General features: G+C 60.6%; 12 protein-coding genes. All 12 read left to right on the top strand.

Features of this window, described 5'->3' with window-relative positions; all coding sequences use genetic code 11:
* The first annotated feature begins 70 nt into the window (after nt 1-70).
* From mraZ to ACP7E4_RS11885, 12 genes are read left to right on the top strand one after another with little or no spacing between them, the layout of a single operon-like run.
* Entirely contained in the window at nt 71-526 is a 456-nt protein-coding gene (gene mraZ / locus ACP7E4_RS11940; RefSeq protein ID WP_003406034.1) for a division/cell wall cluster transcriptional repressor MraZ, read from the top strand.
* Nucleotides 523-1,470, top strand: a complete 948-nt coding sequence (gene rsmH / locus ACP7E4_RS11935; protein WP_426113740.1) for a 16S rRNA (cytosine(1402)-N(4))-methyltransferase RsmH — start codon at nt 523-525, stop codon at nt 1,468-1,470. The genes mraZ and rsmH overlap by 4 nt, the downstream gene beginning before the upstream one ends.
* Entirely contained in the window at nt 1,467-1,760 is a 294-nt protein-coding gene (gene ftsL / locus ACP7E4_RS11930) for a cell division protein FtsL (protein ID WP_426113742.1), read from the top strand. The genes rsmH and ftsL overlap by 4 nt, the downstream gene beginning before the upstream one ends.
* The gene (locus tag ACP7E4_RS11925; protein WP_426113947.1) at nt 1,760-3,493 is read left to right on the top strand and encodes a peptidoglycan D,D-transpeptidase FtsI family protein; all 1,734 of its coding nucleotides are present in this window, start codon (nt 1,760-1,762) and stop codon (nt 3,491-3,493) included. Before ftsL ends, ACP7E4_RS11925 begins: the two co-directional genes overlap by 1 nt.
* Nucleotides 3,493-4,956, top strand: a complete 1,464-nt coding sequence (locus ACP7E4_RS11920; protein ID WP_426113744.1) for a UDP-N-acetylmuramoyl-L-alanyl-D-glutamate--2,6-diaminopimelate ligase — start codon at nt 3,493-3,495, stop codon at nt 4,954-4,956. Before ACP7E4_RS11925 ends, ACP7E4_RS11920 begins: the two co-directional genes overlap by 1 nt.
* A complete protein-coding gene (locus ACP7E4_RS11915; protein ID WP_426113746.1) occupies nt 4,949-6,319 on the top strand; it encodes a UDP-N-acetylmuramoyl-tripeptide--D-alanyl-D-alanine ligase in 1,371 nt (456 codons plus the stop codon). The genes ACP7E4_RS11920 and ACP7E4_RS11915 overlap by 8 nt, the downstream gene beginning before the upstream one ends.
* A complete protein-coding gene (mraY, locus tag ACP7E4_RS11910) occupies nt 6,319-7,401 on the top strand; it encodes a phospho-N-acetylmuramoyl-pentapeptide-transferase (protein ID WP_426113748.1) in 1,083 nt (360 codons plus the stop codon). The genes ACP7E4_RS11915 and mraY overlap by 1 nt, the downstream gene beginning before the upstream one ends.
* Before the next feature lie 5 nt (nt 7,402-7,406).
* On the top strand, nt 7,407-8,753 hold the full coding sequence (murD, locus tag ACP7E4_RS11905) for a UDP-N-acetylmuramoyl-L-alanine--D-glutamate ligase (RefSeq protein ID WP_426113750.1): 1,347 nt from the start codon (nt 7,407-7,409) through the stop codon (nt 8,751-8,753).
* Nucleotides 8,750-9,964 (top strand): putative lipid II flippase FtsW, encoded by a 1,215-nt coding sequence (gene ftsW / locus ACP7E4_RS11900; protein WP_020292965.1) that lies wholly within the window; start codon nt 8,750-8,752, stop codon nt 9,962-9,964. The genes murD and ftsW overlap by 4 nt, the downstream gene beginning before the upstream one ends.
* Entirely contained in the window at nt 9,954-11,024 is a 1,071-nt protein-coding gene (gene murG / locus ACP7E4_RS11895) for an undecaprenyldiphospho-muramoylpentapeptide beta-N-acetylglucosaminyltransferase (RefSeq protein WP_331149144.1), read from the top strand. The genes ftsW and murG overlap by 11 nt, the downstream gene beginning before the upstream one ends.
* Nucleotides 11,017-12,477 (top strand): UDP-N-acetylmuramate--L-alanine ligase, encoded by a 1,461-nt coding sequence (gene murC / locus ACP7E4_RS11890; RefSeq protein ID WP_331149145.1) that lies wholly within the window; start codon nt 11,017-11,019, stop codon nt 12,475-12,477. The genes murG and murC overlap by 8 nt, the downstream gene beginning before the upstream one ends.
* Complete coding sequence (locus tag ACP7E4_RS11885) at nt 12,474-13,433, top strand: D-alanine--D-alanine ligase (RefSeq protein ID WP_426113753.1); 960 nt, start codon at nt 12,474-12,476, stop codon at nt 13,431-13,433. The genes murC and ACP7E4_RS11885 overlap by 4 nt, the downstream gene beginning before the upstream one ends.
* Nucleotide 13,434 lies beyond the last annotated feature (1 nt).

Below are 13,434 nucleotides of genomic sequence, written 5' to 3'. Positions count from 1 at the left end.
CACAAGTGGCAGAAAGTGGCATGAAGTGGGTTTTTTCAGCGCAAAAAGTTAGTATTTGGAGAATGCGCCTGTGTTTCGTGGTGCCAACGCAATCAATCTCGATGCAAAAGGCCGTCTCGCTATGCCGAGTCGGTACCGTGACGAGTTGGATTCGCGTAGCGCCGGGCAATTGATCGTAACCATTGACGCTGTTGACCCTTGCTTATGTCTTTACCCGCTTTCTGAATGGGAACTGATTGAAGCCAAGTTGCGAGATCTCGCGACGTTTCGCGAGGAAAACCGGCGTCTTCAAAGGCTTTTGATCGGTAACGCTGTCGATCTGGAACTTGATGGCAGTGGGCGTTTTCTGGTGCCACCGCGTCTTCGCGAATATGCCAAGTTGGATAAGCGCGTGATGTTAGTTGGCCAGCTCAATAAGTTTCAATTGTGGGACGAGGACGCCTGGAACGCTCTTGCTGATGCGGATCTGGCGGCCATTCAAAAACCTGGCGCGATGCCTGATGAATTACGTGACTTGATCCTGTGACTATTACTAGCGGCTTTACCCACATCACCGTACTGCTCGAAGAAGCCGTCGAGGCTCTCGCGGTGCGCGCGGATGGCTGCTATCTGGACGGAACCTTCGGGCGTGGCGGACACAGTCGCCTCATATTGCAGAAGCTGGGGCCTGATGGCCGATTGCTAGGATTCGACAAAGATCCCCAGGCAATTGCCACCGGGCAATCGCTAGCGGCCGAAGACGGCCGCTTTGTTATTGTGCAACGCAGCTTTGCCGAACTGGGTTCCGAGGCTCAAAGCCGCGGGATTGCGGGCAAAGTCAGCGGCGTCCTGCTCGACCTGGGCGTGTCCTCGCCGCAGTTGGACGATCCTGAGCGCGGCTTCAGTTTCATGAACGACGGTCCGCTGGACATGCGCATGGACCCGACTCGCGGCGTCAGTGCTGCCGAGTTCATCGCCACCGCGCCGGTCGAAGAAATCGCCCGTGTCTTCAAGGAATACGGCGAAGAGCGTTTTTCCAAGCGCATGGCGGCTGCGGTGGTTGCGCGTCGTGAGGTGCAACCTTTCGAGCGCACAGCCGATCTGGCTGAAGTGCTCAAGGTCGCCAATCCGGCCTGGGAGAAGGGCAAGAATCCTGCGACGCGCGCCTTTCAAGGCTTGCGCATCCATGTGAACAACGAACTGGGCGATCTTGAAGCCGGTCTCGAAGCCGCGCTGGACGTGCTGGAAATCGGCGGACGTCTGGTGGTGATCAGCTTCCACTCCCTGGAAGACCGCATCGTCAAGCTGTTCATGCGCAAGCTCGCCAAAGGCGAAGCCGACACCATGCCGCGTGACCTGCCGATCCAGTTCAAGGCGTTCGATCCGAAAATAAAGATTCACGGCAAGGCGCAGTTCGCCTCCGATGTCGAAACCAAGGCCAATCCGCGCTCCCGTAGCGCTGTCATGCGTGTAGCGGAGAAGCTCAAGTGAGCCGGCTGTTCCTCAAGCCTCTCCCAGGCGGCAGTTTCATCATGCTGCTGCTGTTCATCGCCGTCCTGGTTTCGGCGATTGGCGTGTCGTACAGCGCCCACTGGAACCGCCAGTTGCTCAATTCCCTCTATTCCGAACTCAGCGTGCGCGACAAGGCGCAGGCTGAATGGGGTCGTCTTATCCTTGAACAAAGCACCTGGACAGCCCATAGCCGTATTGAAACCCTGGCTTCAGAACAGCTGAAAATGCGCATCCCGAGTGCCGCCGAAGTTCGAATGGTGGCGCCATGATGAAGCTGGAGGGGGCTCTGTATCCGTGGCGTTTCCGCGTGGTTGTGGGTCTGCTCGTCATTCTGGTGCTCGCCATTTGCTGGCGCATCGTCGACCTGCAAGTCGTGGATCACACGTTCCTCAAGGAACAGGGCGATGCACGCAGTGTTCGTCATATCCCGATTCCTGCGCACCGTGGCCTGATTACCGACCGTAACGGCGAGCCTCTGGCCGTCAGCACGCCGGTTACCACCCTGTGGGCCAACCCCAAGGAAATGGCGCTGGACAAGGCCAAATGGCCAGCTCTGGCTGCCGCGCTGGGCCAGGACGCCAAGGCACTGACCGAGCGTCTTGATTCTCAGGCTTCCAAAGAATTCATCTATCTGGTTCGTGGCCTGACCCCGGAGCAGGGCCAGTCAGTGCTGGATCTGAAAGTCCCCGGCGTATACGGCATCGAAGAATTCCGCCGGTTTTATCCGGCGGGCGACGTGACTGCGCACATGGTGGGCTTCACCGATCTCGACGACCATGGTCGCGAAGGTGTCGAGCTGGCATATGACGACTGGCTTGCCGGCGTGCCCGGCAAGCGGCAGGTCATCAAGGATCGGCGCGGACGACTGATCAAGGATGTCCAGGTCACCAAAAACGCCAAGGCCGGGAAGACCTTGGCTTTGTCTATTGATCTGCGCCTGCAATACCTGGCAACCCGCGAGCTGCGCAACGCTATCGTCGAGAACGAAGCGAAGGCCGGCAGCATGGTGATCATGGACGTGAAGACCGGCGAAGTGCTGGCCATGGTCAACTCGCCGACCTACAACCCGAACAACCGTCGCACCATGGTGCCCGCCGCCATGCGTAACCGGGCAATCATCGACGTGTTCGAGCCGGGCTCGACCATGAAGCCGATCTCCATGACCGCCGCGCTCGACAGCGGCCGCTGGAAGCCAACCGACAAGGTCGAGGTTTATCCCGGCACTTTGCAGATCGGCAAATACACCATTCGTGACGTGACCAAGACCGAAGGCCCGATCCTCGACCTGACCGGCATCCTGATCAACTCCAGTAACGTCGGCATGAGTAAAGTGGCGTTCGACGTGGGCGGCGAAGCTATTTTCCGCGCCATGCAGCGCGTTGGCCTCGGCCAATACACCGGCCTTGGTTTCCCGGGCGAGCGTGTCGGCAACCTGCCTAACTATCGCGAATGGCGCAAAGCCGAGACGGCGACCTTGTCCTACGGTTACGGCCTGTCGGTGACCGCGTTGCAGCTGGTTCACGCCTACGCCGCACTGGCCAACAATGGCCGCATCGTGCCGCTGACCATTCTGAAAAGCGACGCGGCGCCGACGTCGGTTCAGGCGATTCCCGAAGCTACCGCAAAAACCTTGCAGGGCATGTTGCAACAAGTGATTGAGGACCCGCGTGGCGTGTATCGCGCTCGTGTGCCGTCCTATCACGTTGCAGGCAAGAGCGGTACAGCACGTAAGACGTCGGTGGGCACCAAGGGTTATGCCGAAAACTCCTACCGTTCGCTGTTCGCCGGTTTCGGACCGATGAGCAATCCGCGTTACGCCATCGTTGTGGTCATCGATGAGCCGAGCAAGGGCGGTTATTACGGTGGTCTGGTTTCCGCGCCGGTATTCAGCAAAGTGATGTCCGGCACATTGCGCCTGATGAACGTCACCCCCGATAACCTCGTTGCAACGCCGCCAGAGCAAGTCAATGCAGCGCCAGCCGTAAAAGGAGGGCGTGGTTGATGTCTTCCAGCCTGAACAAGATTTTCGCCCATGCCGACCGCGATCTGATGATTCGCGAGTTGACCCTCGACAGCCGTAATGTGCGTGGCGGCGATCTGTTTCTCGCCGTGCCGGGTGGCAAGTTCGACGGTCGCGATCACATCGCCGACGCCTTGAAGCGTGGTGCTGCGGCCGTTGCCTACGAAGTCGAAGGCGCCAAGGTTCTGCCGATCACCGACGTGCCGCTGATTCCGGTCAAAGGCCTCGCGGCGCAGTTGTCGGATATTGCCGGACGTTTTTATGGCGATCCGAGCCGCAGTCTGAATCTGGTTGGCGTTACCGGCACCAATGGCAAGACCAGCGTTACCCAGCTGGTTGCCCAGGCGCTGGACCTGCTCGGTCAACATTGCGGCATTGTCGGCACGCTGGGCACTGGCTTTTATGGTGCGCTGCAAAGCGGTCGCCATACCACGCCAGACCCGATTTCCGTGCAGGCAACGCTGACTGACTTGAAGAAAGCCGGCGCGCGCGCGGTGGCCATGGAAGTTTCTTCCCACGGTCTGGATCAGGGGCGCGCCACGGCGCTGGCCTTTGATGTTGCCGTGCTGACCAACCTGTCTCGCGATCATCTGGATTATCACGGCACCATGCAGGCTTACGGCGAGGCCAAGGCCAAGCTGTTTGCGTGGTCAGATCTGCGCTGCCGTGTGCTAAATCTCGACGACGATTTCGGGCGCAAGCTGGCGGCGGACAAACATGAATCACGCCTGATTACTTACAGCCTCGAAGACTCCAGTGCCTACCTGTTTTGCCGGGAAGCGCGTTTCGACGACGACGGCGTGCGCGCCACACTGGTGACGCCGCAAGGCGAGCATCTGTTGCGCAGCAGCCTGCTGGGCCGCTTCAATCTGAGCAACGTGCTGGCTGCGGTCGGCGCATTGCTGGGTCTGGATTACGCACTGGACGAAATCCTCAACGTACTGCCCAAGCTCGAAGGGCCGATTGGCCGCATGCAACGGTTGGGTGGCGGCGCCAAGCCGTTGGTGGTGGTCGATTACGCCCACACGCCGGACGCGCTGGAAAAAGTTCTGACTGCTCTGCGCCCGCACGCCAAAGGCCGTTTGCTGTGCCTGTTCGGTTGTGGCGGTGATCGTGATCGCGGCAAGCGTCCATTAATGGCCGAAGTGGTCGAGCGTCTGGCCGATAGCGTGCTGGTCACCGATGACAATCCACGCAGCGAAGCGCCAAGTCAGATTTTCGCCGACATCCGCGCGGGTTTCGCCCATGCCGATGACGTGCGCTTCCTTGAAGGTCGCGGCCCGGCGATCAGCGAAATCATCGCCAGCGCCAAAGCCGACGATGTGATTGTGCTGGCTGGCAAAGGTCACGAGGACTATCAGGAAATCCACGGCCAGCGCCTGGCCTTCTCCGACCTGGAAGAAGCCGCCAAAGCGCTGGCTGCCTGGGAGGTCGCACATGCTTAAGCCGCTTTCATTTACTGAAGTGATCGCAGCCCTCGACGCCCGTCAGGTTGGTGAGGATTGCACGTTCGACGGCGTCAGCATCGACAGCCGCGCGATTGTGCCGGGTCAGCTGTTCGTGGCTTTGACCGGTCCGCGCTTCGACGGTCACGATTATCTGGATCAAGTCGCCGCCAAAGGTGCCGTTGGCGCCTTGGTCGAGCGTGAAGTTGCCGGTTCGACCTTGCCGCAACTGGTGGTGCTGGATACTCGCAGGGCACTGGCGCAACTGGGTGCCATGAACCGCAACGCGTTTGTCGACAAGCCGGTGGCGGCGATTACCGGTTCCAGCGGCAAGACCACCGTCAAGGAAATGCTCGCCAGCATCCTGCGCACCCGTGGGCCAGTACTGGCGACGCGTGGCAATCTGAATAACGAACTGGGCGTGCCGCTGACCCTGCTTGAACTGGCCCCGCAATACACGGCTGCCGTCATCGAACTGGGCGCATCGCGTCTGGGCGAAATCGCGTTCACCGTCAGCCTGACCAAGCCGCACGTCGCACTGATCACCAACGCAGGCACCGCTCATGTCGGCGAGTTCGGCGGGCCGGACAAGATTGTCGAGGCCAAGGGCGAGATTCTCGAAGGGCTCGATAACTTCGGCATCGCCGTGCTGAATAAAGAAGATAAAGCGTTCCAGATCTGGAGCGCCCGTGCCGCAGATCGGCAGGTAATCAGCTTTGCTGTCGCTGACGCAACGGCCGACTTCCATGCGCAAGACCTCAAGCTGGATGCGCGCGGCTGTCCGGGTTTCACCCTGCAAAGCCCATTGGGTTCGGCGCGGGTGCAGCTCAATCTGCTCGGCGTGCACAACGTCGGTAACGCTTTGGCTGCGGCTGCTGCGGCGCATGCCCTTGGCGTCACGCTGGACGGGATCGTCATCGGTCTCAATACCGTGCAGCCCGTCAAAGGTCGAACCGTATCGCAAATTGCTCCAAATGGCGTGCGGGTCATTGATGACAGCTATAACGCCAACCCGACGTCAGTGAACGCCGCCGTAGACATCCTCACCGGTTTTACCGGCCGTACCGTGCTGGTGCTCGGCGATATCGGTGAGCTGGGCGATTGGGCCGAACAAGGCCATCGCGATGTCGGCGCTTACGCTGCAGGCAAAGTGTCAGCACTTTATGCCGTTGGTCCGTTGATGGTTCACGCCGTCAACGCGTTCGGCGAGCATGCGCGCCATTTTGCCAATCAGACCGACCTGATCGCTGCGCTGGGCGCCGAGCAGGACAATCAAACCACTATCTTGATCAAAGGCTCGCGTAGCGCGGCGATGGAAAACGTCGTCGCCGCGCTGTGCGGTTCTAGCCTGGAGAAACATTAATGCTGCTGCTGCTGGCCGAGTATCTGCAACAGTTCCACAAAGGCTTCGCGGTCTTTCAATACCTGACCTTGCGCGGGATCCTTGGCGTGCTCACGGCATTGTCGCTGTCCCTGTGCCTGGGCCCGTGGATGATCCGCACCTTGCAGATGCGGCAGATCGGCCAGTCCGTGCGCAACGACGGCCCGCAATCGCACCTGTCCAAATCCGGCACGCCGACCATGGGTGGCGCGTTGATTCTGTCGTCCATCGCCATCAGTACGCTGCTCTGGGCCGACCTGACCAACCGGTATGTCTGGGTGGTGCTGATCGTTACATTGCTGTTTGGCGGCATTGGCTGGATCGACGATTACCGCAAGGTCATCGAGAAAAACTCCAAAGGCTTGCCGAGCCGCTGGAAGTATTTCTGGCAATCGGTGTTCGGTCTGTGCGCGGCGATCTTCCTCTATATGACCGCGCCATCGGCAGTGGAAACCACGCTGATCATCCCGATGTTCAAAGACGCGAGTATCGCGCTGGGCATCGGTTTCGTGGTCCTGACCTATTTCGTCATCGTCGGCTCCAGCAACGCGGTCAACCTGACCGATGGCCTCGACGGTCTGGCGATTCTGCCGACTGTGCTGGTCGGCGGCGCGCTGGGCATCTTCTGCTACCTGTCGGGTAACGTGAAGTTCGCTGAATACCTGCTGATCCCTTACGTGCCGGGCGCCGGTGAGCTGATCGTGTTCTGCGGCGCACTGATTGGCGCCGGGCTTGGCTTCCTGTGGTTCAACACCTATCCAGCCCAGGTGTTCATGGGTGACGTCGGCGCGCTGGCGCTGGGCGCGGCATTGGGCACCATCGCGGTCATCGTCCGTCAGGAAATCGTGCTGTTCATCATGGGCGGTGTGTTCGTGATGGAAACCCTTTCAGTCGTCATTCAGGTTGCGTCCTTTAAGTTGACCGGTCGTCGCGTATTCCGCATGGCGCCGATCCACCACCACTTTGAACTCAAGGGCTGGCCCGAGCCGCGCGTGATCGTCCGTTTCTGGATCATCACCGTGATTCTCGTGTTGGTCGGCCTTGCCACGCTGAAACTGAGGTAGAACGAGTGTCTCTAATCGCTTCCGACCACTTCCGCATCATTGTCGGCCTCGGCAAGAGCGGCATGTCCCTGGTTCGCTTCCTCGCGAACCGGGGCGTGTCGTTTGCCGTGGCTGACACGCGGGAGAATCCGCCGGAACTGGCGACCTTGCGTCGGGACTATCCTCAGGTCGAAGTGCGCTGTGGCGAGCTGGACGTGGAATTTCTCTGCCGTGCCGACGAGCTCTACGTGAGCCCCGGCCTGGCCTTGGCGACTCCTGCGTTGCAGCTAGCTGCTGCCCGTGGCGTGAAACTGTCTGGCGATATCGAGCTGTTCGCGCGTCACGCGAAAGCACCGATCATCGCGATCACCGGTTCCAACGCGAAAAGCACCGTCACCACCCTGGTGGGCGAGATGGCTGTGGCGGCAGGCAAGCGTGTCGCCGTCGGCGGCAATCTCGGTACACCAGCGCTGGATCTGCTTCGCGACGATGTCGAGTTGTATGTCCTCGAGCTGTCGAGCTTCCAGCTGGAAACCACTGATCAGCTCGGCGCAGAAGTGGCAACCGTGTTGAACATCAGCGAAGACCACATGGACCGCTACAGCGGCCTGCCGGCTTATCACCTTGCCAAGCACCGGGTATTCCGTGGCGCTCGGCAAGTGGTGGTCAATCGCCAGGACGTGTTGACCCGTCCGTTGATCGGCGAAGGTTTGCCATGCTGGACCTTCGGTTTGAATACCCCCGATTTCCATGGCTTCGGTCTGCGCGAAGAGAATGGCGAGAAATTCCTCGCGTTCCAGTTCGAGTGTCTGATGCCGGTGCGCGAACTGAAGATTCGTGGAGCTCACAACCAGTCCAATGCCCTGGCGGCATTGGCGTTGGGGCATGCGGTCGGTTTGCCGATGGCCGCGATGCTCGCCAGCTTGCGCAGCTTCGGCGGTCTGGAACATCGCTGCCAGTGGGTTCGCGAGCGTGAAGGCGTCAATTATTACGATGATTCCAAGGCGACCAACGTCGGTGCCGCACTGGCGGCAATCGAAGGCCTGGGCGCGGATATCAGCGGCAAGCTGGTGCTGATCGCCGGTGGCGATGGTAAAGGCGCTGATTTCAGTGGTCTTGCTGCACCGATAGCTGCCCATTGCCGCGCTGTTGTTCTGCTGGGTCGTGATGCCGAGCTGATCGCGCAAGTGCTGGGCGACAGCGTGCTGCTGATTCGTGCCCCGTCGCTGGATGAAGCCGTGCAGCGCTGCGCAGAAACCGCGCAGCCCGGCGATGCCGTGTTGCTGTCGCCAGCCTGCGCCAGTTTTGACATGTTCAAAAATTACGAAGAGCGCGGTCAGCTGTTCGCGCAAGCCGTGAGGGACTTGTCATGATCTTTGGCGTAATCAAGCCGTATCCGTCGCCACTGATCAGTGGCCGTGGCATCGATGTCGACTTCCCGATGCTGGCCGGTTGCCTGGCGTTGCTGGGCCTCGGTCTGGTGATGATCACTTCCGCTTCGTCTGAAGTGGCTGCGGTGCAGTCGGGCAACACTCTTTACATGATGACCCGCCACTTGATCTACATGATCATCGGCATCGGTGCCTGCGGCGTGACCATGATGATTCCGGTCGCCACCTGGCAACGTCTGGGCTGGCTGATGCTGCTTGGCGCGTTCGGCTTGCTGGTGATGGTGCTGATTCCCGGGGTCGGGCGCGAGGTGAACGGTTCGATGCGCTGGATCGGCTTCGGCGCGTTCAACGTGCAGCCGTCGGAAATCGCCAAGCTGTTCGTGGTGATCTTCCTCGCGGGCTATCTGATTCGTCGCCAGACCGAAGTGCGTGAAAGCTGGATGGGCTTCTTCAAGCCTTTCATCGTTTTGCTGCCAATGGCTGGCCTGTTGCTGATGGAGCCCGACTTCGGCGCCACCGTTGTGATGATGGGCGCTGCGGCGGCGATGTTGTTTCTCGGCGGCGTCGGGCTGTTCCGTTTCAGCCTGATGGTGGCGCTGGCGGTGGGTGCGGTGTTCGTACTCGTCCAGGCGCAGCCGTATCGCATGGCGCGTCTGATTACCTTTACCGACCCGTGGTCCGATCAGTTCGGCTCCGGCTACCAGTTGACCCAGGCGCTGATTGCGTTTGGGCGAGGTGAGTGGCTGGGAGTGGGGTTGGGCAACAGCGTGCAGAAGCAGTTTTATCTGCCGGAAGCGCATACCGACTTCGTATTTTCCGTGCTTGCCGAAGAGTTGGGCGTGGTCGGCTCGTTGCTGACTGTCGGCCTGTTCCTGTTCGTCAGCATTCGCGCGATGTACATCGGCATGTGGGCCGAACGCGCCAAGCAGTTCTTTGGTGCCTACGTGGCTTACGGTCTGGCCTTCCTGTGGATCGGTCAGATCCTGATCAACATCGGTGTGAACGTCGGCCTGCTGCCAACCAAAGGCCTGACTTTGCCCTTCCTCAGCTACGGCGGCAGCTCGCTGGTGATCTGCTGCGCAAGCCTGGGCTTGTTGCTGCGCATCGAGTGGGAATCGCGCAACAACATGGGCAGTGAAGAAGCCGAGTTCAACGAAAGCGACTTCGCCGAGGAGCCGCCCCATGGACGCTAACGTGCTGATCATGGCCGGCGGCACCGGCGGACATGTATTCCCGGCGCTGGCTTGCGCCCGCGAGTTTCAGGCGCGCGGTTACAAAGTGCACTGGCTCGGCACGCCCCGTGGCATCGAAAACGAACTGGTGCCGCAGGCGGGTTTCGCCCTGCACCTGATCAACGTGACCGGTCTGCGCGGCAAAGGCCGTTTGTCCTTGCTCAAGGCGCCGTTGATGCTGATCAAGGCCTTGCTGCAGGCGCGCAAGATCGTGCGTCAGCTCAAGCCGGTGTGCGTGGTCGGTTTCGGCGGATATGTCACAGGTCCCGGTGGTCTGGCGGCAGCGCTGGCCAAAGTGCCGTTGATCGTTCACGAGCAGAACGCCGTGGCCGGTACCGCCAATCGCAGTCTGGCGTCGTTTGCCAGCCGTTTGTGCGAGGCCTTTCCGAATACGTTTCCCGCGTCCAGCAAGCGCCGCACTACCGGCAATCCGGTGCGCGTCGAGCTGTTCCTGGAAACCCCGCGTCAGGCCTTGGCCGGACGCCGGGCGCGTCTGTTGGTGCTGGGTGGCAGCCTGGGTGCCGAGCCGCTGAACAAATTGTTGCCCGAGGCGCTGTCGCAAGTGCCTGCGGATGTGCGGCCCGAGGTGTTTCATCAGGCCGGCAAGAATCACGATGAAATCACCGCAGAGCGCTATCGCACTGCCGGTGTCGAGGCGCAAGTGGCGCCTTTCATTCAGGACATGGCTCAAGCGTATAGCTGGGCCGACCTGGTGGTCTGTCGCGCAGGCGCGCTGACCATCAGTGAACTGGCGGCGGCCGGACTGCCGTCGCTGCTGGTGCCGTTGCCCCATGCGATCGACGACCACCAGTCCCGTAACGCCGACTATTTGGCCCTCGAAGGCGCTGCCTTCGTGATGCCACAAGCGACAACTGGTGTAGCCGAGATGGCGGCGCGCCTGAAAGAGGTTCTGATGCAACCCGAACAACTGAACAACATGGCTCGTACCGCTCGCCGACTGGCCAAGCCTGACGCAACCAATACCGTGGTCGATATCTGCCTGGAGGTGGCTCATGGTTGAAAATCAACGCGCGATGCCACAACCGGAAATGCGCCGTATCCGTCGCATCCACTTCGTCGGCATCGGCGGCGTGGGCATGTGCGGTATCGCTGAGGTGTTGCTGAACCTGGGTTATGACGTCTCCGGTTCCGACCTCAAATCGTCCCCGGTTACCGAACGTCTTGAATCGTTCGGCGCGCATATCTTTATTGGCCACCGTGCCGAAAACACCGTGGGCGCTGACGTGCTGGTGGTATCCAGTGCCGTCAACACCTCCAACCCGGAAGTGGCGACTGCTCTTGAGCGCCGCATTCCTGTGGTGCCACGCGCCGAGATGCTCGCCGAGCTGATGCGTTATCGCCACGGCATCGCGGTAGCCGGTACTCACGGCAAGACCACTACCACTAGTCTGATCGCCTCGGTGTTCGCGGCCGGTGGCCTGGACCCGACCTTCGTGATCGGTGGCCGGTTGAACGCTGCCGGTACCAACGCGCAGCTGGGCACCAGCCGTTACCTGATCGCCGAAGCCGACGAAAGCGATGCCAGCTTCCTGCATCTGCAGCCGCTGGTTGCCGTGGTCACCAACATCGACGCCGATCACATGGCGACCTACGAAGGTGACTTCAACAAACTGAAGAAGACCTTCGTCGAGTTCCTGCACAACCTGCCGTTCTACGGTCTGGCGGTGGTGTGCATCGATGATCCGGTGGTGCGGGAAATCCTGCCGCTGGTCAAACGTCCGACCCTGACTTACGGCTTCAGCGAAACCGCCGACGTACGCGCCATCAATGTGCGCCAGGACGGCATGCTGACGTTCTTCACCGTGCTGCGTCGCGATCACGAGCCGCTGGATGTTTCGGTCAACATGCCGGGCAATCACAACGTGCTCAACTCGCTGGCAACCATTGCCATCGCCACCGACGAAGGCGTCAGCGACGAGGCCATCGTTCAGGGCCTGTCGGGATTCCAGGGCGTGGGTCGCCGCTTCCAGGTGTACGGCGAACTGCCAGTCGAGGGCGGCAACGTCATGCTGGTCGATGACTACGGCCACCATCCGCGCGAAGTTGCCGCAGTGATCAATGCCGTACGCGGCGGCTGGCCGGATCGTCGTCTGGTCATGGTTTACCAGCCGCATCGTTTCAGCCGCACCCGCGACCTGTACGACGATTTCGTCCAGGTGCTCACCGAGGCCAACGTGCTGTTGCTGATGGAAGTCTATCCGGCCGGCGAAGAGCCGATCCCGGGTGCGGACAGCCGCAACCTGTGCCACAGCATTCGTCAACGCGGCCAGCTGGACCCGATCTACATCGAGCGTGGCGTTGAACTGGCGCCACTGGTCAAACCGCTGCTGCGTCCGGGCGATATCCTGCTCTGCCAGGGCGCCGGTGACATTGGCGGCCTTGCTCCGCAATTGCTGCGCAGCCCGCTGTTCGTCGGCGCTGTCGTTGCGTCCACTGAAGGGAAGTTGAAATGACTGCCCTGACGCAAGCGTCACTCTTCAGCACGCTGGAGCCGCAAGCCTTCGGCCGCGTCGCCGTGCTGTTCGGTGGCAAGAGCGCTGAGCGTGAGGTTTCGCTGAAGTCCGGTCAGGCAGTGCTGCATGCCCTGCAAAACGCTGGCGTCGATGCGTTCGGTATCGATGTCGGCGACGATTTCCTGCAGCGTCTGGTCAGCGAGAAAATCGATCGCGCTTTCATTGTCCTGCATGGCCGGGGCGGCGAAGACGGCACCATGCAAGGTCTGCTGGAGTGTCTGGAAATCCCTTACACCGGCAGCGGTGTACTGGCTTCGGCACTGGCGATGGACAAGCTGCGTACCAAGCAAGTCTGGCAGAGCCTGGGCCTGCCGACGCCGCTGCATGCGGTACTTGGCAGCGAAGCGGATTGTATTTCGGCCGTCACGGAACTGGGCCTGCCTTTGATCGTCAAACCGGCTCATGAAGGTTCCAGTATCGGTATGGCCAAGGTGACCAGCGTCGACGAATTGATCGCCGCATGGAAATCCGCCAGCACCTACGATTCGCAAGTTTTGGTCGAGCAATGGATTCAAGGTCCGGAGTTCACCATCGCTACGCTGCGTGGCCAGGTTTTACCGCCGATTGGTCTGGGCACGCCGCACACTTTCTATGATTACGATGCCAAGTACATCGCGGACGATACGCAGTATCGGATCCCGTGCGGTCTCGAAGAAAGCAAGGAACAGGAGCTCAAGCAGCTGACAGCGCGTGCTTGCGAAGCCGTGGGCATTGCCGGCTGGGCGCGCACCGATGTCATGCAGGACGTGAATGGCAAGTTCTGGCTGCTGGAAGTGAACACAGTGCCGGGCATGACCGATCACAGTCTGGTGCCGATGGCTGCACGCGCAGCAGGTCTGGATTTCCAGCAACTGGTGTTGGCGATTCTCGCTGACAGCGTCCAGGCGCGAGGTTAAG

The sequence above is a fragment of the Pseudomonas sp. DSP3-2-3 genome, from assembly GCF_049898225.1.
Lineage (GTDB): Bacteria > Pseudomonadota > Gammaproteobacteria > Pseudomonadales > Pseudomonadaceae > Aquipseudomonas.
Note: the sequence above shows the minus strand (reverse complement) of the source record. Positions and strands in the feature narration are given on the sequence as shown.

Excerpts from the sequence above, each read along its gene's own strand:
- ACP7E4_RS11925 (WP_426113947.1), top strand. The coding sequence starts at position 1,760 with ATGAAGCTGGAGGGGGCTCTGTATCCGTGGCGTTTCCGCGTGGTTGTG.
- ACP7E4_RS11920 (WP_426113744.1), top strand. The coding sequence starts at position 3,493 with ATGTCTTCCAGCCTGAACAAGATTTTCGCCCATGCCGACCGCGATCTG.
- ACP7E4_RS11915 (WP_426113746.1), top strand. The coding sequence starts at position 4,949 with ATGCTTAAGCCGCTTTCATTTACTGAAGTGATCGCAGCCCTCGACGCC.
- mraY (WP_426113748.1), top strand. The coding sequence starts at position 6,319 with ATGCTGCTGCTGCTGGCCGAGTATCTGCAACAGTTCCACAAAGGCTTC.
- ftsW (WP_020292965.1), top strand. The coding sequence starts at position 8,750 with ATGATCTTTGGCGTAATCAAGCCGTATCCGTCGCCACTGATCAGTGGC.
- murG (WP_331149144.1), top strand. The coding sequence starts at position 9,954 with ATGGACGCTAACGTGCTGATCATGGCCGGCGGCACCGGCGGACATGTA.
- murC (WP_331149145.1), top strand. The coding sequence starts at position 11,017 with ATGGTTGAAAATCAACGCGCGATGCCACAACCGGAAATGCGCCGTATC.
- ACP7E4_RS11885 (WP_426113753.1), top strand. The coding sequence starts at position 12,474 with ATGACTGCCCTGACGCAAGCGTCACTCTTCAGCACGCTGGAGCCGCAA.